Source organism: Tessaracoccus defluvii (assembly GCF_014489575.1).
Classification (GTDB): domain Bacteria; phylum Actinomycetota; class Actinomycetes; order Propionibacteriales; family Propionibacteriaceae; genus Arachnia; species Arachnia defluvii.
Genome location: NZ_CP060789.1, coordinates 3,179,308 through 3,197,637, shown reverse-complemented (window position 1 = coordinate 3,197,637; position 18,330 = coordinate 3,179,308). Strand labels below are relative to the sequence as shown.

Annotated in this window: 15 protein-coding genes and 1 pseudogene; 10 read left to right on the top strand and 6 right to left on the bottom strand. The window is 70.6% G+C overall.

The annotated features are described in order from the left end of the window. Positions 1-20: 20 nt before the first annotated feature. Entirely contained in the window at positions 21-1,220 is a 1,200-nt protein-coding gene (locus H9L22_RS15120; protein ID WP_226965901.1) for an SWIM zinc finger family protein, read from the top strand. 3 nt (positions 1,221-1,223) lie between these two features. On the opposite strand, the gene H9L22_RS15115 is transcribed toward H9L22_RS15120, so the two are convergent. The 4 genes from H9L22_RS15115 to H9L22_RS15100 all read right to left on the bottom strand — a co-directional run bounded on the left by H9L22_RS15115 (position 1,224) and on the right by H9L22_RS15100 (position 4,563). Continuing rightward, positions 1,224-1,583 (bottom strand): DUF488 domain-containing protein, encoded by a 360-nt coding sequence (locus H9L22_RS15115; RefSeq protein ID WP_187720630.1) that lies wholly within the window; start codon positions 1,581-1,583, stop codon positions 1,224-1,226. Beyond that, the gene (gene iolG, locus H9L22_RS15110; protein ID WP_187720629.1) at positions 1,584-2,603 is read right to left on the bottom strand and encodes an inositol 2-dehydrogenase; all 1,020 of its coding nucleotides are present in this window, start codon (positions 2,601-2,603) and stop codon (positions 1,584-1,586) included. A gap of 19 nt (positions 2,604-2,622) precedes the next feature. Further along, positions 2,623-3,702, bottom strand: coding sequence for a transaldolase family protein (locus H9L22_RS15105; RefSeq protein ID WP_187720628.1), 1,080 nt, complete (start codon positions 3,700-3,702; stop codon positions 2,623-2,625). A 117-nt stretch (positions 3,703-3,819) separates the two neighbouring features. Continuing rightward, positions 3,820-4,563 (bottom strand): GntR family transcriptional regulator, encoded by a 744-nt coding sequence (locus H9L22_RS15100; RefSeq protein WP_187720627.1) that lies wholly within the window; start codon positions 4,561-4,563, stop codon positions 3,820-3,822. A gap of 154 nt (positions 4,564-4,717) precedes the next feature. On the opposite strand from H9L22_RS15100, the gene iolC reads away from it, so the two are divergent. The 5 genes and pseudogenes from iolC to H9L22_RS15075 all read left to right on the top strand — a co-directional run bounded on the left by iolC (position 4,718) and on the right by H9L22_RS15075 (position 10,951). After that, positions 4,718-5,749, top strand: coding sequence for a 5-dehydro-2-deoxygluconokinase (gene iolC / locus H9L22_RS15095; protein WP_187720626.1), 1,032 nt, complete (start codon positions 4,718-4,720; stop codon positions 5,747-5,749). Then, on the top strand, positions 5,746-6,633 hold the full coding sequence (iolB, locus tag H9L22_RS15090; protein ID WP_187720625.1) for a 5-deoxy-glucuronate isomerase: 888 nt from the start codon (positions 5,746-5,748) through the stop codon (positions 6,631-6,633). Before iolC ends, iolB begins: the two co-directional genes overlap by 4 nt. Before the next feature lie 3 nt (positions 6,634-6,636). Further along, positions 6,637-8,504: pseudogene (gene iolD, locus H9L22_RS15085) on the top strand (3D-(3,5/4)-trihydroxycyclohexane-1,2-dione acylhydrolase (decyclizing)). Between the two features lie 46 nt (positions 8,505-8,550). Next, complete coding sequence (locus H9L22_RS15080) at positions 8,551-9,411, top strand: sugar phosphate isomerase/epimerase family protein (RefSeq protein ID WP_187720624.1); 861 nt, start codon at positions 8,551-8,553, stop codon at positions 9,409-9,411. Positions 9,412-9,451: 40 nt separating this feature from the next. Beyond that, positions 9,452-10,951 (top strand): CoA-acylating methylmalonate-semialdehyde dehydrogenase, encoded by a 1,500-nt coding sequence (locus H9L22_RS15075; protein WP_187720623.1) that lies wholly within the window; start codon positions 9,452-9,454, stop codon positions 10,949-10,951. A 22-nt stretch (positions 10,952-10,973) separates the two neighbouring features. Here H9L22_RS15075 and H9L22_RS15070 read toward each other — a convergent pair whose 3' ends face one another. Further along, positions 10,974-12,044: a threonine aldolase family protein gene (locus H9L22_RS15070; RefSeq protein ID WP_187720622.1), complete on the bottom strand. Its 1,071-nt coding sequence runs from the start codon at positions 12,042-12,044 to the stop codon at positions 10,974-10,976. A gap of 94 nt (positions 12,045-12,138) precedes the next feature. On the opposite strand from H9L22_RS15070, the gene lgt reads away from it, so the two are divergent. The 4 genes from lgt (at position 12,139) to H9L22_RS19160 (ending at position 14,961) form a co-directional block, all read left to right on the top strand. Beyond that, positions 12,139-13,143 carry a prolipoprotein diacylglyceryl transferase gene (lgt, locus tag H9L22_RS15065; protein ID WP_187720621.1) on the top strand — a complete coding sequence of 335 codons (1,005 nt, stop codon included), beginning with the start codon at positions 12,139-12,141 and terminating at the stop codon, positions 13,141-13,143. 123 nt (positions 13,144-13,266) lie between these two features. Next, positions 13,267-13,656 (top strand): thiol-disulfide oxidoreductase DCC family protein, encoded by a 390-nt coding sequence (locus H9L22_RS15060; protein ID WP_187720620.1) that lies wholly within the window; start codon positions 13,267-13,269, stop codon positions 13,654-13,656. 136 nt (positions 13,657-13,792) lie between these two features. Beyond that, positions 13,793-14,836: an ATP-binding protein gene (locus H9L22_RS15055; RefSeq protein ID WP_320060556.1), complete on the top strand. Its 1,044-nt coding sequence runs from the start codon at positions 13,793-13,795 to the stop codon at positions 14,834-14,836. Next, positions 14,806-14,961, top strand: a complete 156-nt coding sequence (locus H9L22_RS19160) for a hypothetical protein (protein WP_226965900.1) — start codon at positions 14,806-14,808, stop codon at positions 14,959-14,961. Before H9L22_RS15055 ends, H9L22_RS19160 begins: the two co-directional genes overlap by 31 nt. Positions 14,962-14,986: 25 nt before the next feature. On the opposite strand, the gene H9L22_RS15050 is transcribed toward H9L22_RS19160, so the two are convergent. Further along, entirely contained in the window at positions 14,987-18,328 is a 3,342-nt protein-coding gene (locus H9L22_RS15050; protein WP_226966337.1) for an ATP-binding protein, read from the bottom strand. Positions 18,329-18,330: the final 2 nt, after the last annotated feature.

Here is an 18,330-nt window from a genome sequence, read left to right as displayed (position 1 = left end):
CGGTCGCCCACCCCCAGGTGTTGGCCAGGGCACTGGTGACGCTCGCCGACATCACCAGCACCCGGTACTTCCAGTACGCCGCCACCCCGCCGTCCGACCCGGTGGTGACGGCGAGCGGTGATCGGCTCCGCTTCGAGTGCTTCTCCGCCTGCCACGGCGTCTACGCGCGGCTCGACGTGTTGCGCGAGGGGCTGGGCGGGGGGACCGTCGCGTACGGCACGACCAACGTCGACCTCGGTACCGGCATCCGGACCGCACTCAGCACCCTCGGCCGCTCCGACCTGCTTCCCCTCGCACTCGGGACCGACGACGACCGCCCGCAGCCCGCCGGCCGCGCCGTCGAGATGCCGCACCGCTGGGTGACGGCGCTGGGGAACGCCGCCGAACTGCAACTCGACCTGGAGGAGGCGTTCACCGTCCCCGCAGCCGGGGCCCGGGCCTTCCTGGCGGCGCTCCCGGCCGCCACCGGATCCGCCAGGGCGTCCTGGCTGAGCGCCTCCCGCGGGACGGTGCGGCTGGGCGCCCGTCGCACGCCGGGCGCGGTCAACGTCGCCGGGCTGCACCGGCTCAGCGCCCTCAAACGCATGCTGACGCACGCGACCGGGCTCAGCGTCCACGCGACCCAGGCCGATCAGGGCCCGACCGCCGTCGTCCTGCACCTCCTCGGCGCGCGGCTGACGCTGGGCCTGACCGACGAGCTGTGGCGGACGCACTCGGCGCAGGGCGCGCTGCGGGCGGCGCTGGTCGTCCCTGGCGTCGTCGAGCATGCCGAGGCGGTCGCGATGCAGCTGGGCTTCGAGTCGGCCCTCGACGTCGCCGCTCTGGCCGCGGGCGCGGGGATCCGAGTGGACGACGTGCGCGCCGCGCTGCCGGTGCTGGCCGCGGCCGGCCGGGTGGGCTGGGACCTCACCGACAGCGCCTTCTTCCACCGCGAGCTGCCGGACGACCCCGATCGGGTGGACCGCAGTAATCCCCGCCTCGTCGCGGCCCGCGGCCTCGTGGCCGCCGACGCTGTCGAGGGGCACCCCGAGCCCGACGCGTGGCTGGTCCGCAGCACGCGGGCGCCGGGGCAGCAGTACCTCGTGCGGCACCGCGACGGCTGGCGCTGCACGTGCGCCTGGTATCTGCGTCACGGCACCAGCAGGGGGCCGTGCAAGCACGCGTTGGCGGTCGCGCTCGCCACCGGCGCGGTCACTGACGTCGGCGACACGGAGGGCTGACGCTCAGGTGTGTTCCCGCAGGACCTCCGCCAGCACGACCGCATGGTTGTGCTCCGGATCGTGCAGCGAGTACAGCAGCGTGACGACATCGTGCGCCTGCAGGTCCTCAGCCAGGGCCGCCAGAGCCTCGGCCGTCTGGCCGGCGAGTTCAGCCCGGTAACGAGCCGCGAACATGCCCCATTCGGCGTCCGACGCCGCATGCCAGGCCTTGCGCAGCTCGGGCGAGGGCGCGACCTCCTTGGCCCAGCGGTCCAGTGCCGCCGCCTCCTTGCTGAGGCCCCTGGGCCAGAGGCGGTCGACCAGCACGCGGTAGCCGTCCTCAGGCGACGGCTCGTCGTAGATCCGTTTGATGTCGATCCTCATCTATCCTCCGTAGTCAGGGGTGCCCCCGATGTCAAGACGGACCGTCCTTCCCGTACGGGCCGACTCCTCGGCGGCCTGGGCGACCAGCAGCGCGGCCACGCCGTCGGCGACCGTCGGCGACACCTCAGTGCCGCTGTTGATCGCGTCGATGAAGGCGCTCAGCTCGTTGCTGTAGGCGGCGGCGTACCGCTCCAGGAAGAAATCCAGGTACGGCTGCCGCACGCCGGAGGCGTCCCTGGTGTTCACTGACAGGGTGGTCTCACGCCAGTTGTCCATGACGGCGGAGCCGAGCGAGCCGTGCACCTCGAGCCGCTGGTCGTAGCCGGTGACGCAGCGCCGGTTGTTCGTGATGGTCGCGACCGCCCCGCCGGCTCCCCGCAGCAGCACCATCGCCGCGTCGAAGTCACCCGTCTCCGCAAGTTCGGGCAACACGTTCTGCCCGAAGGCACTCACCTCGACGATGTCGCCGATGAAGAAGCGTGCCTCGTCGAAGTCGTGGATCGTCATGTCCTTGAACAGGCCGCCGGAGGCCGCGACATACTCGGCCGGAGGCGGGCCGGGGTCACGCGCCACGATCGTCACCTGCTCGATCGTGCCCAACTCGCCCGCGTCGGCCAACGCCTTCGCGCGGCGGATCGACGGGTCGTAGCGACGCTGGAAACCCACCATGACGGGCGGGTGCTCGAAAGTCGCGAGTTCGGCCTCCAGCGCGCGGGCCTCGTCGACGTCCCCGGCCACCGGCTTCTCCACCAGCACCGCCTTGCCCGCGCGGGCCGCGGCGAGCACCTGCTGCGCGTGCAGCGGCGTCGGGGAGCCGATGATGACGGCGTCGACGTCGGAGTCGGCGAACAGGTCGGCCGCTTCCGCGTAGGCCTTCGCCTCGTAGATGGCCGCGAGGTCCGCGGCACCCGTGCCGATCGGATCACACACGGCGACGAGCCGGGCCTGGGGATGCGCGGCGACAGCGGCGGCGTGCACCTTGCCGATGCGGCCTGCGCCGATGACTGCTACTCGAAGCATGTGGGGTCTCCTGGAAGTGTCAGGGGGCGGGGACGATGATGTCGCGCACCAGCGCGTCGAGGTCGGCGTCGGCGGCCAGGAACTGGCGCAGCGTCCTGGCCGTGGGCCCGAACGTCTCGAACTCTTCGACGGTCAGGCCGTCGACGTCGTAGGCGCGGCGGAAGTCCTCGAGCCGGGCGAGCTCGGCGAGGTACTCGGCGCGCACCGGCACGTCGATCCTCTCGACGACCTCGTAGTCGGAGGAGTTGATGATCTGCTGCCACTGGAACGGCGGGGAGACCACCAGGTCGCCGCCGACCAGCTCGGACCACTGCAGCACGTTGCGGAACGCGGCCGCCAGCACGCGGGACCGGAAGCCGCGCTCCTGGAAGATGCCGTGGGCCTTCTTCGCGCAGGCGATCCCCGCCCACTCGAGGGCGGACGGGTCGATGAAGACGCCGTCGCGGGCGACGACGGCCTTCAGCCAGTCGTCGAGCCGGCCCACCATGACCGTGACCACCGGGCCCATCCGGGAGATGTCGTGCCCCTCGGCGGCGCGGCGGTCGAGGCCCCGCTCGATCGCCTCGGCGGCGCGGACGGCCTGCGCGACGGAGAAGGAGACGGTCACGTTGACGCTGACGCCCCGGAAGGTGGCCTCCTCGATGGCCGCGATCCCCACGCGGGTGGCGGGGATCTTCACGACGATGTTCTCCGCGAGCCCGTGGAACTCGACGGCCTGGTCGGCCAGCGCCTTCGCGTCGCGGTGGAAGCGGGGATCCGTCTGCATGGAGAGCCTGCCGTTGCGGCCCTCGTGTTCGGCGAAGATCCCCTCGAGGAGGACGGCGGCCTCGACCGAGAGGTCCTTGACGGCCTGCCAGCCGATCTCCGACTCGCCCCAGGTGGGGTGGGCCTCCGCGATCGCCAGGATGCGCGGCACCCACACGTCCATGTGGTTCCTGATGACGGTGTAGGCGATGACCGGGTTACAGGTGGCCCCCACTCCGCCGAAGGAGATGGACTGCCGCAGCTCGTCGAGATCGGCCGAATCGTTCCACAGCGCCGTCCTGGTGGTCTGCGCCGCCGTCAGCAGCGGGCCGGGCGTGTACTCAATGTCGGTCATCCTCGACTCCTGTCGCATGTCGCCACGGCGTCCCTGCCCGGCGTCACCTCAAGTCAACCGCATTGTCCGGCGACCGTCAAGCAATTGTGCTTACATATCCTCTACGTGGCAGCGAGGTCAGGATGTGAACAGCGAGAACCGGAACGAGTACAGCGACGGCCGGTAGATGTGGTGCCCGATCTCGACGGGCCTCCCCTCCGCGGTCCGCCCCACCCGGTGCATCGTGAGCAGCGGCGCGCCGGGCTGTTCGCCGAGCGTGGCGGCCTCGTCCGCCGTCGCGCCGCGCGCGCCGATCTCCTGCGTGGCCGAGGCGATGTCGATGCCGCGGTTGTGGAGGCAGGTGTAGAGCCCCGACTCGCCCAACTCGCGCCACGTCGGCGCGATGTCCATCGGGATGAGGTTCGTCAGCAGCGCCAGGGGGTGGTCGTCGGCGTACCGGAGCCGGCTGACGCGCAGCAGCCCGTCCTCCGACGTGAGCCCCAGCAATTCGGCCTCGTCCGCCGAAGGCGGGCGGACTTCGTACGACAGCACCTTGGTCGAGGGCACGAAACCGGCCTCCGCAAGGTCCTCGTTGAGGGAGGACAGCTTCATGGGGCGGTGCACGTGCGGCGGGGTCACCCTCGTTCCGACGCCACGCCGGCGGCTCAGGAGCCCCTTGCTCGCCAGTTCCTGGAGGGCGCGCCGGGCGGTCGGGCGCGCGACGTCGAGGCGCTGGGCCATCGACACCTCGTCCTCGATCATCGCGCCCGCGGGGAGTTCGCCGGAGAGGATCGCGGCCTCGATGGGCCCGGCGATCTGCACGTACAGGGGCGTCGAGGACGTGCGATCGATCGTGATCGCCGGAGCGTAGGTCTCCTCCATGATGTGCCTCCTCGGGGGCCTGCCGTGGCGACGCTCCCCCACGATCGCTGACTCGAGGGATCATACAACCACACTCCGCCGCTGTTATGTCAGCACAAAGAGTTGACCAGGCGTGTGCACGCTGGCAGACTGTCGACGACGTAGGAGGTCGCCAATGGTGGATGACTCGCGAGCACCCGAAGTACTGGTCATCGGTCGCTGCAGCGTCGACGTCTACCCGTTGCAGGTGGGCGTCAAGCTCGAGGACGTCGCCACGTTCGGGAAGTTCCTCGGCGGCTCAGCCACCAACGTGGCGGTGGCGACGGCCCGCTACGGCCACCGGGTCACCGCCCTCACCGGTGTGGGGGACGACCCGTTCGGACGGTTCGTGGTCGCCGAGCTGGAGCGGTTCGGCGTCGACGCCTCGCAGGTGGTGGTCAACGACCGCTTCAACACCCCCGTGACGTTCTGCGAGATCTTTCCGCCGGACCATTTCCCGCTGTACTTCTACCGGCAGCCCACCACCCCCGATCTCGAGATCGGCCCCGGTGACCTGCCCGTCGACCTCGACCGCTACGGCATCGTCTGGCTGACCGGCACCGGGCTCGCGCTCGAGCCGTCCCGCTCGGCCCACCACGCGGTGGTGGCTGCCGCCGTCAACTCCACGAAGGTGCTCGACCTCGACTACCGCGAACGGTTCTGGGGCGACGAGGCGCTGCCGCGCCGCGCCATGGCCGACGTGCTCCCCCACATCGACGTGGCCATCGGCAACCGCGAGGAGTGCCGGATCGCCACCGGCGAGGCCGACCCGGAGCGCGCCGCCGACGCGCTGCTCGCGATGGGCGTCTCGATGGCCATCGTGAAGCAGGGGCCGCTGGGGACGCTGGTCAAGACCGCTGGCGAGCGGGCGTTCATGCCCCCGATCCCGGTCGAGGTCGTCAACGGCCTCGGGGCCGGCGACGCGTTCGGCGGCGCCGTCTGCCACGGACTGCTGCAGGGTTGGTCGCCGCACCGCATCATCGAGTTCGCCTCCGCCGCGGGCGCCCTGGCCACCATGCACATCGAGTGCGCGTCCATCATGCCGACGGCCCCCGAGGTCGAGGCCCTGCTCGCCGCGCACCCCGAGGCCACCGCAGGGCTGGAGGTGTGGTCCCGCTCGACACCCGCCGCGCCGGCGTCCCCCACCATCGGATCGGAGCTCCCGTGAGCGACAACGACACCTACGTCATCCGCGCCGGCTCGACGGCGCACGGCCGGTTCGAGACGGACGTCGACGCTGCGCGGGCCGGGTGGGAGTGGAGCTCCATCCGGGTGCTCAGCCTCCCCGCTGGCGGCACAGAGACCGTTACCACCGGGGAGGAAGAGATCCTCGTCCTCCCGCTCGCGGGCGGCTGCACCGTCGAGATCGACGGCGTCGCCCACGTCGTCGAGGGCCGGCCCGAGGTGTGGACGGCGATCACCGACTACCTCTACGTGCCCCGCCGCACCACCGCGGTCATCTCCAGCGCCAGGGGCGGCCGGTTCGCGTTGCCGGGCGCGAAGGCCACCCGGGACCTTCCCGTCCGGTATTGCCCGGCGTCCGACGTCGTCACGGGCCTGCGCGGCACCGGCAACTGCTCCCGGCAGGTGAACAACTACGCCCTCGGCAACGCCGTCGAGACCTCGCACCTGCTGGTGTGCGAGGTGCTGACGCCCGGCGGCAACTGGTCCAGCTATCCGCCGCACAAGCACGACGAACACACTGACGTCGAGCGGGTCCTCGAGGAGATCTACTACTACGAGGTGCGCCCCGGCCGCGGCGGCACAGGGGGCATGGCCCTGCAGCGCATCTACCCCTCGCCGGCCGGCGACATCGACGTGTGCACGGAGGTCCACTCCGGCGACGTCGTCGTGATGCCGTTCGGCTACCACGGCCCGTCGGTGGCGGCGCCCGGCCACGACCTCTACTACCTCAACGTGATGGCCGGCCCGGCAGAGGACTCCACCTGGCTGATGACCGACGACCCCCACTACACGTGGATCCGCGACACCTGGAGAGACGCCGACGTCGACCCGCGGCTCCCCATGACCCCTCTCAACCCCCAGGAGTGACCCATGAGCGAGACCGTGCGACTCACCGTCGGGCAGGCGATCGTCCGCTTCCTCGTCAACCAGTACGTGGAGAGTGACGGCGCCGCCAGCCGCCTGATCGTGGGCGCGATGGGCATCTTCGGCCACGGCAACGTGGCGGGGATCGGGCAGGCGCTGCTGCAGAACGAGCTCGATCCCGCCCCGACGGCGGGGAGATGCCGTACATCATGCCCCGCAACGAGCAGGGCATGGTGAACGCTGCCGCGGCCTTCGCAAAGGCGACCAACCGGCGCCAGACGTGGATGTGCACGTCGTCGATCGGGCCCGGCGCCCTGAACATGGTCACCGGCGCCGCCGTCGCCACCAGCAACCGGCTGCCCGTGCTGCTGTTCCCGTCCGACCAGTTCGCCACCCGCAACCCCGACCCGGTGCTGCAGCAGATCGAGGACCCGCGCTCACTCCTGACGGCGGCCACCGACTGCTTCCGCCCCGTGTCAGTGTTCTTCGACCGCATCACCCGGCCCGAGCAGCTGATCCCCTCCCTGCTCGCGGGGCTCCGGGTGCTGACGGACCCCGCCGACACCGGTGCCGTGACCATCGCGCTGCCGCAGGACGTGCAGGCCGAGGCGTTCGACTTCCCGGTGGAGTTCTTCGCGCCGCGGACCTGGCGCATCCGCCGTCCGGCCCCGGAGCTGGTCGCCATCGAGCGGGCCGCCGCGATGATCCGCGCCGCGAAGCGACCGCTGGTGATCTCCGGCGGCGGCACCGTCTACTCGCTGGCCTCCGAGGAGCTGCGGGCGTTCGCGTCCGCGACCGGCATCCCCGTGGCCGACACCCAGGCGGGCAAGGGTGCCATCAACTTCGACCACGGGTGCGCGGTCGGCGGCGTCGGCTCCACCGGGGCGGCCTCTGCCAACGCCCTGGCGGACGCGGCCGACCTGGTCATCGGCATCGGCACCCGCTACTCCGACTTCACCACGGCGTCGCACACCCAGTTCAAGAACCCGGACGTGCGGTTCATCAACATCAACGTGGGCGCCTTCGACGCCGCCAAGCACTCGGCGGAGATGGTCGTTGCCGACGCCCGCGAGGCGCTGGTCGCGCTGGCCGCGGCACTCGACGGGCACCGCGTCGACCCGGCCTACTCCGGGGAGATCGCCCGCCTCCGCGAGGAATGGGCCAGGGCAACCGACGCCTGCTACCACGTCGACAACCAGCCGCTGCCTGCGCAGACCGAGGTGTTCGGCGCCCTCAACGACATGCTCGGCGACTACGACGTCCTCATCAACGCGGCCGGCTCGATGCCAGGCGACCTGCAGGCCCTGTGGCGCGCCCGCAATCCCCGGCAGTACCACGTCGAGTACGCCTTCTCCTGCATGGGCTACGAGATCCCGGCCGCGCTGGGCGTGAAGCTGGCGCTGCCCGACGCGGAGGTGGTCGCCATCGTGGGCGACGGCACCTACCAGATGCTGCCCATGGAGCTCGCCACCATCGTCCAGGAGGGCGTCAAGGTGATCTTCGTGCTGCTGCAGAACTACGGTTTCGCGTCGATCGGCTCGCTGTCCGAGTCGCGCGGATCGCAGCGCTTCGGCACACGGTACCGGGGCGCCCGCGGCGAGGTGCTGCCGGTCGACATCGCGGCCAACGCCGAATCGTGGGGGCTGACGGTGCTGCGCGTGTCGGGCATCGCCGAGTTCCGGGCCGCCTACGCCGAGGCGAAGGCCCTCGACGTGCCCGTCATGATCCACATCGAGACCGACCTGATGGGCCCCAACCCTCCCGGGTCGAGCTGGTGGGACGTCCCCGTCTCCCAGGTGTCGCGCCTCGAATCGACCCGGCAGGCCTTCTCCGACTACCAGCGCGACCGCGTCGGCCAGCGCCACTACCTCTGACGACACCGGGCGCGCCGCCCACAAGCACACATCACTAGGAGACAGCATGAAGATCGCCGGGGCACCCATCAGCTGGGGCGTGTGCGAAGTTCCCGACTGGGGCTACCAGATGGCACCCGAGCGGGTCCTGACGGAGATGCGGGAGATCGGCCTGACGGCCACCGAGTTCGGCCCGCAGGGCTGGCTCCCCACCGACGCTGAGGAGCGCGCCGCCGTCGTCGGCAGGTTCGGCCTCCAGCCGGTCGGCTCCTTCTTCCTCGCCGTCATGCACGATCCCGGCTTCGACCCGATCCCCCAGGTCGAGGCGGAACTCACGGCGTTCGAGGTGGCGGGCGGCGAGTTCCTCGTCCTGGCCGCCGACTCGGGCCGCGACGGCTACGACGACCGTCCCGAGCTGACGGAGGAGGGGTGGGCGACGCTGTTCACCAACCTCACCCGCATCCGCGAGGCGTGCGCGGCCAGGGGCGTCACGGCCTGCATCCACCCGCACTGGGGAACCATGGTGCAGAACGTCGACGAGGTGGAGCGGGTCCTCGACAACTCGACCGTGGGGCTCTGCCTCGACACCGGTCACCTGACGGCGGGCGGCGCCGACGTCGTCGACCTCGTGCGCCGGTACGCCGACCGGGTCGACATCGTCCACGCCAAGGACGTCCGCAGCGACATGGCCGCGAAGCTGCTCCCCGGAGAGCTCACCTGGAGCGAGGGGATCAAGGCCGGGATGTTCACCCCGATCGGGCAGGGCGACATCGACTTCCCGGCCGTCGTCTCTCTACTGAACGAAGCGGGCTTCGACGGGTACTGGGTGCTGGAGCAGGACATCATGCTCGACGGCGAGCCCCCGGCAGGCGGCGGCCCGATCGCGAACGCGCGGGCGAGCTTCGAGGCCTTGGCCGCGCTCGCCTGACCACCCACCCGACGATCAGCACGGCAGAGAGGCACAGATCATGACGCAGACCATCACCCACTGGATCGGCGGGGCCCCGTACGAGGGCCAGCCGACCGGCACCATCCCGGTGGAGAACCCCGCCACCGGCAGGGTCGAGGCCCAGCTCCTCGCGGCGAGCCAGGCCGACATCGACCACGCCGTCGCCATCGCCGTCGCGGCCCAGAAGGAGTGGGCCGGCACCTCGCTCGCGAAGCGCACCGCCATCATGTTCCGGATGCGGGAGCTCGTCCTCTCCCACCAGGACGAGCTGGCCAGGGCCATCGTCAACGAGCACGGCAAGGACTACGGCGACGCCATCGGCGAGATCCAGCGCGGCCGGGAGACCCTCGACTTCGCCTGCGGCATCAGCGCCGCACTCAAGGGCGACTACTCCTTCGACATCTCGTCGGGCGTCGACATCCACACGGTGTCGCAGCCTGTCGGCGTGGTCGCGGGCATCTGCCCGTTCAACTTCCCCGTCATGGTGCCGATGTGGATGCACCCGATCGCGATCGCCACCGGCAACGCGTTCATCCTGAAGCCCGCCACGCCGACACCGACCGCGTCGCTGCTCATCGCCAGGCTCTACCAGGAGGCGGGCCTGCCCGACGGCGTGTTCAACGTAGTCGCCGGCGACCGCGACGTCGTCACCGGCCTCCTGGAGCATCCGGGCATCGACGCTGTCTCGTTCGTCGGGTCGACGCCGGTGGCGCGCATCGTCAAGGAGCTCGGCACGCGGCACGGCAAGCGCGTCCAGGCGCTCGGCGGGGCCAACAACCACGCCATCGTGATGCCCGACTCCGACCTCGACTTCGCCGCCCAGCACATCGCGGCCGCCGCGTTCGGCGCCGCCGGCGAGCGCTGCATGGCGCTGCCGGTCGTCGTTGCCGTCGGCGGCATCGGCCCGAAGCTGGCGGAGATGGTCAAGGCGTTCGGCGAGAAGATCAGGGTCGGCTACGGGCTCGACGACGGCGTCAGCATGGGCCCCGTCATCTCCCGGGCCGCGCAGGAGCGCATCGTCGGGCTGATCGACGATGCCGAGAGGCGCGGCGCCACCGTGGTGCTCGACGGCCGCGCCCTCGCCGTCGACGGCTACGAGGACGGCTTCTGGGTGGGCCCGACGATCCTCGACGACGTCCCGCTCGACGCCCCCGCCTACTACGAGGAGATCTTCGGCCCGGTGCTGAGCATCGTGCACGCCGACTCCTACGACGAGGCGATCGGGATCGTCAACGGCTCCGCGTTCGGCAACGGCTCGGCCATCTTCACCAACGACGGCGGGACCGCGCGGCGCTTCACTCTCGACGTCGAGGCGGGGATGGTCGGCGTGAACGTGCCGATCCCGACGCCGGTGGCGTACTACTCGTTCGGCGGCTGGAAGGACTCGCTGCTCGGCGACCTCCACATCCACGGCCCCGAGGGCGTGAAGTTCTACACCCGGCTGAAGGCCATCACGAGCCGCTGGCCGTCGGAGAGCGGCCTCCACGCCGCGACGATGTCGTTCCAGCGCCAGGAGTGACCGCCGGGAGCCGTCCAGGAGGTCAGGCCCGGCTGCCCGTCTCGACGCAGCGGGCCACCTCCGCGACGAACGCCGCAACGTCGGCCTCAGTGGTGTCGAAGCTGCACATCCAGCGCACCTCGCGGCGGGCCGCGTCCCAGTCGTAGAAGCGGAACGTCTCGCGCACGGCGTCGGCGACGCCGTCGGGGAGGACGACGAAGACGCCGTTGGCCTGCGTCGGCTGCGTGAACTCGACGCCGTCGGCGCCGGCGAGCCGCTCCTCGAGCGAGGCGCGCAGCAGCGTCGCCATCGCGTTGGAGTGGCGGGCGTTGCGCAGCCACAGGTCGTCGGCCAGCAGGGCGAGCAGCTGCGCGGAGACGAAGCGCATCTTGGAGGCCAGCTGCATCGAGTTCTTCCGCAGGAACTTCCCACCGGGGGCGGCCGCGGGGTTCAGGACGACGACGGCCTCTGCCCCCATGGCGCCGTTCTTGGTGCCGCCGAAGCTAAGGACGTCGACGCCGACGTCGCGGGTGAGTGCGCGCAGCCCGACGCCCAGCGCGGCGGCCGCGTTGGCGATGCGGGAGCCGTCGACGTGGACGGTCATGCCGAGCGAGTGGGCGTGGTCGCAGATCGCGGCCAGTTCGTCGACGGTGTACAGGGTGCCGAGCTCGGTCGACTGGGTGATGGAGACGACCAGCGGCTGGGCGCGGTGCTCGTTGCCCCAGCCCCAGGCCTGACGGTCGATCAGCTCGGGCGTCAGCTTCCCGTCCGGGGTCGGGACGGTCAGGATCTTGATCCCGGCCATCTTCTCGGGGGCGCCGCCCTCGTCGACGTTGATGTGCGCCGTCTCGGCGGCGACGACGGCCCCCCAGCGGGGAAGCATCGCTTGGAGGCTCACGACGTTGGCTCCGGTGCCGTTGAAGACGGGGTAGACCTCAACGCCGTCGCCGAGCAGTTCGACGAAGCGCGCCGTCAGCGCCTCGCTGTAGACGTCGTCGCCGTAGGAGACCTGGTGCCCGCCGTTGGCCGCGGCGATGCCGGCGAGGACCTCCGGGTGGATGCCGGAGTAGTTGTCGGAGGCGAAATGACGGACCTGGGGTGCATGGAGACTCACGGGCACAGCCTACGGCGGCTCCCTGACCGCCGTCTGACTGCCCGGGCGTCACGCGAGGGGGCCCGGATGCGGCGCCGCATGGCAAGCTTGGCCCGTGACGACCCTGGAACTGCCCTTCCCGGACATTGATCCGGTGGCCATCAACCTGTTCGGCCTCAAGATCCACTGGTACGCGATCATGTACCTGATCGCGTTCGCGATGGCCTACGTGCTGATGCGCCGTCGACTCCGCCACGAGCCGTTCCGCTCGATCAGCACCCCGAGCCCCTGGAAGGCCGAGGACATCGAGGACCTGCTGCTGGGCGCCATCGCCGGCGTCCTCATCGGCGGCAGGCTCGGCTACTGCCTCTTCTACCAGCCGGCCTACTACCTCTCGCACCCGCTGGACATCTTCAAGGTGTGGGACGGCGGCATGAGCTTCCATGGCGGCGCGATCGGCGTCGCCCTCGGCCTGGCTTGGTACGCGTGGCGGAAGGGGCGGCCGTTCCTGCAGGTGGCCGACTTCCTCGTGCCCGCCGCCCCGATCGGGCTGGCGGCCGGCCGCTTCGGCAACTTCATCAACGGTGAACTGTGGGGCCGCGAGGCGCCCGCGGGGCTGCCGTGGGCGATGGTGTTCCCGACCGGCGGCGACGTGGCGCGGCACCCGTCGCAGCTCTACCAGATGCTGTTGGAGGGGGTGCTGCTGTTCGTGCTGCTGTGGCTCTACGCCCGCAAGCCGCGCTATCGCGGCCAGGTCGCGGGCCTGTTCCTCGCCGGCTACGGATTCTTCCGGTTCATCGCCGAGTTCTGGCGCGAGCCCGACTCCTACCTGGGCCTGCTCGGCCTCGGGCTGAGCATGGGCCAGTGGCTGTCGCTGCCGATGTTCCTGGTCGGCATCGCCCTGTGGAGCTGGAGCCGGACGAAGGCGATCAGCGATGTGGAGACGGTTGTGGACAACCCGGGGGACAAGTCGGAGGAGGAGGCCTCCGAGGAGGCCGCGGACGACGCCGTCGAGACCGCCGCGGACGAGCCGGTTCCCGCGGCGGACACGGCGGATTCGCTCGATCCGGAGGCGTCGGCAGACGGCTCCGAGGGTCCGTCCACCGCTGCGGAGAAATAGTTCCGTGGCTGTCCACAGGTCCGGTGACGGGCGGCCCGCCGCGGCCGCTCTACCGCCTGCGGATCGGCCGGGACAAGGGCTTTTACCGATCTCCGGGGCCGGGGAGCACATGTGGACAACCCTGTGAGCAAGTCGGCGGGAGCGCAGCCGCTGGTGCTGTTCGACGCAGACTGCGGTTTCTGCACGGCGTCGGCGGGCTGGATGCGGGGACGCTGGTTCCTGGCGAATGTCGACGCGGTGGCGCTCCAGAAGGCAGATCTGACTATCCACAATCTGTCTGTGGACAAGTGCGCCGAACGACTGCATGTTATCGCTGACAAGGACGTTTACATCGGCAGCGACGCAATCGCCAGAATCCTCCGCGCGTCGCGGGCGCCGTGGCCGCTGGTCGGCAGGGTGATGGCGGCGCCGGGGGTGCGGTGGCTGGCGCAGGGCGCGTACACGCTGGTGGCGCGGAATCGGCACCGGCTGCCTGGAGGAACGTCGTCCTGCGAGCTGCCGGACGGCCCCTGAGGGCCCCCGGTCTCGGCCGGGTCAGAGGCCCAAAGATGGGCACTGCGATGGCATCACATATCGATGTATAGCTAGGTATAGCTATGGTTAGGATTTTCCTATACTCTGACAGAATCCGCTATACGAGAGGCTCCTCATGGACCCGGTGACAAACCCGTACATGCCCGGTGCAGGCAGGAAGCCCTCAGCGCTCGTAGGCCGCGACTCGGCCATTCACGCGTGGGACGTGGCGCTCCGACGGGCCGAACGAGGCATCACCGATCAACCCATGGTCCTCTACGGACTCCGCGGTGTCGGGAAGACGGTGCTCCTCACCCAACTGCGCCACAATGCCGAGGCCCGCAAGTGGATTACCGTGCAGATCGAGGCTGGGTCGAATCGCTCGCTGCGAGAGATGTTGGGGGAAGGACTGTACGCCCCTCTGAGCGACCTCAACCGCCCCAACCCCGGTGCTCGGTTCTTGAAGGCCCTCAAGACCGCGCTGTCATTCAAGGCGTCCTACGACATCACCGGCACCTGGAACTTCGGAGTGGACCTGTCCAGCGTGCCCGGTGGCGGCGCCGACAGCGGCATCCTCGACACTGATCTCAAGAAGATCATCAGAGATGTCGCCCAGGCGGCCGAAGATGACGGCGTGGGACTGGCCATTCTGATCGACGAGGCACAGGATCTCCACGAGAACGAACTCACGACGCTAGCGGTCGTTGCGCAGGCAGCTGCTCAGGATAACTGGCCCGTTCTTTTCGCGGCCGCAGGTTTGCCGAGCCTTCCCCAGACATTCGCCGAGGCCAAGTCCTACACCGAACGATTCCAGTTCACGCATGTGGAGCGACTCGACCAGGTCAGCGCCGAAGAGGCGCTGCGGCTACCCGCCCAGGCTGAGCAGGTCTCCTGGGACGACGACGCCCTTGCGCACGTCGTCGAGGCCTCGGGTCGGTACCCCTACTTCATTCAGCAGTTCGGTCAGGCGTCGTGGAATGAGGCGTCCGGGACGGTCATCCACCTCACGGATGCCCGGACCGGGGTCGCACGGGCCAGCATCAGCTCGATGTCGGCTTCTTCCAGGCCCGATGGGACAGGACCACCGCTGCGGAACGCCGCTACCTGCGCGCGATGTGCCCAGAGGGCGACGAGGGGATCGGATCAGGCATGGTGGCCACGCGGCTCGGCAAGACGGTGAATAGCCAGGGACCAACCCGCGCGAACCTCATCCACAAGGGGTTGGTCTATGCCCCGGACCACGGAGTGATCGCCTTCACCGTGCCGGGCATGGCCGGGTTCATTGCCCGGCAACCGGAGCAGTAGACCCGCTACCGGTTCCCGCCGGCTGCTACAGCCCCACCTTCGGCCTCGCCCACGACCGACCCTGCGTGTCCTTCAGAATGTCGTACTCGACGTCGACGTGCGGCTCGATCGCGCTGTACTTGTCATTCGGCGCCCCGATCACCAGCTGGAAGCCCAGCCCCCGCCAGGCCCCGATCGCCCGCGCCGTGAAGTGCGCGTCGGCCTTGATGAGGGCCTCGTCGAGGAACACGGGCGCGTAGCGTGGACGCTCCGAACCCGCGTCACCCAGCTGGTAGCGCAGGGCGGCGCCGACGATGAACGCGATCAGCTCCTGCGACTCGCCGCCGGACTTCTCGCCGATGTGGTCGTACAGCGCCACGTGCTCCTTCGTGACGGCGTCGACCCGCTCCGCGCTGACCCGGACGTGGTTGCGCACGTCGATGAGGTCGGCGAAGTCCGGCGCGCTGCGGCGGATCCGGTCGATCAGCTTCGACATCCGCGCGTACGCCAGCTCGCGCTGCTCGTCGCCGTCGGCCGCCTCGATGAGGGCCCGGACGTCGCGCAGTTCGCGGCGGAACCGCTGCCTGACGACCGACTGGTTCTCGCGGGTGGCGATCTGGAGCCGGTGGTCGTCGTCGTAGAACGGCAGGTCCTGCATGATCAGGTTGATGGGCTCGATGCGCTCCCGGATCTCCCGGAGCGAGCGGCTGAGCGCCGAGTCCAGGTTCGTCAGGTCGTTGCCCGAGAGGTTGAGCAGCGAGTCGCGCCACTCCTCCTCCAGCTCGTGCAGGCCGCTGGCCTCGAGGTCGTCGAGCATCCGCTCGAAGTCGCCGACCGACGAGTCCGGGTCGGCGAGCAGGTTCGGGTTGGGCCAGCGGTCGAGGAACGTCGCCAGCGTCCGGCGCAGCGTCTCCCGCTGCTCGGCGAGGGTCTCCTGCGCGCTCCGCTGGTCGGCCGACAGCCGCTGCGACGCGTTCTCGAGGGCTGCGTCGAAGCGGCGCAGCTCGTCGGACGGCGACGCGGCGCTTCCCGCCTCCGGCACCTCGAACTGGCGGTCGAGGTAGGCGGCCTGCTCGGCAGTCAGCTCGATGCCCGCGTCGCCGGCTGCCTCCAGGGTCTCGTCGGCGCCGTCGACGGCCTCGACGACCTCGCCCCACTTGTCGGCGATCCTGTCACGCTCGTGCTTGGCGCGGCCGATGTCTTCGCGCAGCGTCATGACCTTGTCCTGGGCCCGGGCGATCTGCTGCTGGATGCGGGCGATCGTCGGGTTCCCGGTGGTCACCTCGTCGATGACGCCGAGCCAGCGGGTGCGCTCCGCGGCCAGCGCCTCGACGTCGACCTGGTCCCACGACAGGTCCGCGACCACACGGTAGGCAGCGTCGCGGGCGTCGAGCGCGTCGAGGGAGTTGGCGGCGGCGTCCTGCGCGTCGATCGCGTCACCGAGGCGCCAGCGCGCCTCGTCGATGGCGGCGGCGAGCTCCTGCAGGCGGCGCTGGTTCGAGAAGCCGAGGACGTTGGCGCGGCCGTGTCCGCCGTGGGCGCCGCGGTTGCCCTGCGACATCTGCCCGCTCATCGTGAGCGCCGTCGAGTGGCGGCGCAGGTCCTCGGGCGACGCGACGCAGACGAAGTTGAACCGGTCGACAAGCCGGTCCTGCAGCCAGCCCGTGAACGGGGAGGTGCGGTAGTCCAGCCGTCCGGGAAGCGTGCGGTCGTCGCGCGGCGGCGCGGTCGGCTGCCCGACGGCGACGCCCTCATAGCGCAGCCGCACCGGGGTGCGGACGGTGTTGATGGCGGTCCGGAACAGCGGCAGCCGGTCGGAGTCGATCAGCAGCGTGGTGGCGAACCCGCCGAGTGCCAGGTTGAACGCCTCGCGCCACGGCTCGAACTCGGTGCGCAGCTCGATCAGCTCGCCGACGAACGGCAGGTCCTCGACGCCGAGCCCTGCCGCGCGGGCCAGCAGTTCGCGCGACTCGTGCAGGGCGGCCGGGATGTTGTCGCTGCGACGCTCGGCCTGGCGACGCTCGGCCTCCAGCTCGGCGACCTCCCGCTCGGCGGCGGTGCGTGCGGCGCGGGCCTCGGCGTAGCCGTCGCGGGCCCCCGCCTTCCCCTCGCCCTCGACCAGCACGAGGCGGGCCTTCTCGGCGAGGGCGTTGAACTGCCTGCCGGTGCGGACCTCGACGCCGATGGTGGCCAGGGCGGCATCGAGCCGCTCCCGCTGTCGTTCGACCTCCGTCGAACGACGCTCGACGCCGCGAAGCTCACGCTGCGCCGTCTCCAGCTGGTCGCCCCCGGAGGTGCGCAGCACCTCGGACATGCCGTCGCGCTCCGCCTCGGCGGCCTTGGCCAGCTCCTGCTTCTCGCGGACCGCCTGGTCGGCGCCCAGCTTGCGGGCCCGGAGCTCGGTCTCGACGTCGTGCAGCAGGCTCTGGCGACGCTGCGCCTGCCACAGGGCGGCGAGCGATGTCGGGTCGGCGAAGTGGCCGACGGCGTCGATGAGGCGCATCCGTTCGGCGGCGGCCTCGATCCGGCCGCGCAGCCCACGGATCGGTTCGAGGGCGCGGACCTGCTGGCGCGCCGTCAGCATCCGGGCGCGCGTGCCGTCGAGGCCGTCGAAGTGGGCGACGACGGCATCGGCGGTGGCGAGCGTCTCGGGCTCCTCGAGCACCATCTTCTTGTAGAGGTCGTCGACGGTGGTGATCTGCTGGCCGGCCTGGATGCGCGACAGCAGGTTCATGGCCTTCGCGCCGGAGCCGGCGGCGCCGATGCCCAGCGCGGTGTGGAGGCGGGCGGAGAACTCGCGGTCGGTGCTCACCGTCTCGAGCCCGACGGCGCGGACGGCGGAGTCGATGAGACGGCGGCCCGCGGCGGCCTCGAGGCTGCGGAGGTCGAAGTCGCCGTCGAAGGTGGCGCGGACGCGGACGGTGTCGTCGTGGATGCGGGCGGCGGCAGGGATGTACCAGGCGCGGACGGCGGTGAAACGGGCGCCGTCCTGGTCGGCCCAGGTCATGGCGACGGCGGTCCACGTGTCAGCGCCGTCGCCGCGGAGGACGCGCATGCGGGTGGCGCCCTCGTCGGTGCGGGACTCGTCGAGCTTGCCGCGGCCGTAGGAGACGATGTTGCGCTGCTCCTGGCCGCGGGGGCGGCCCGTGACGGCGCCGTTCGAGGCGCCGTTGAACGGGGTGGTGTGGGGCATCATCAGCGCGATGTAGGCGTCCATCAGCGTCGACTTGCCGGAGCCGGAGCCGCCGCAGAGCAGCGTCGCGGTCGGGGCGAAGCGGACGCGGTGGTAGCCGTCGTAGCCGCCCCAGTTGACGAGCTGGAGGTCCTCGGCCACCCACTGCTGCATGCGGGAGGCGGCGGGGATGAGCCCGAAGAGGGTGTCGAGCATGG

Coding starts and splice junctions, on each gene's coding strand:
- H9L22_RS15115 (WP_187720630.1), bottom strand. CDS start 1,583: ATGAGGATCGACATCAAACGGATCTACGACGAGCCGTCGCCTGAGGAC.
- iolG (WP_187720629.1), bottom strand. CDS start 2,603: ATGCTTCGAGTAGCAGTCATCGGCGCAGGCCGCATCGGCAAGGTGCAC.
- H9L22_RS15105 (WP_187720628.1), bottom strand. CDS start 3,702: ATGACCGACATTGAGTACACGCCCGGCCCGCTGCTGACGGCGGCGCAG.
- H9L22_RS15100 (WP_187720627.1), bottom strand. CDS start 4,563: ATGGAGGAGACCTACGCTCCGGCGATCACGATCGATCGCACGTCCTCG.
- iolC (WP_187720626.1), top strand. CDS start 4,718: ATGGTGGATGACTCGCGAGCACCCGAAGTACTGGTCATCGGTCGCTGC.
- H9L22_RS15080 (WP_187720624.1), top strand. CDS start 8,551: ATGAAGATCGCCGGGGCACCCATCAGCTGGGGCGTGTGCGAAGTTCCC.
- H9L22_RS15075 (WP_187720623.1), top strand. CDS start 9,452: ATGACGCAGACCATCACCCACTGGATCGGCGGGGCCCCGTACGAGGGC.
- H9L22_RS15055 (WP_320060556.1), top strand. CDS start 13,793: ATGGACCCGGTGACAAACCCGTACATGCCCGGTGCAGGCAGGAAGCCC.
- H9L22_RS19160 (WP_226965900.1), top strand. CDS start 14,806: ATGGTGGCCACGCGGCTCGGCAAGACGGTGAATAGCCAGGGACCAACC.
- H9L22_RS15050 (WP_226966337.1), bottom strand. CDS start 18,328: ATGCTCGACACCCTCTTCGGGCTCATCCCCGCCGCCTCCCGCATGCAG.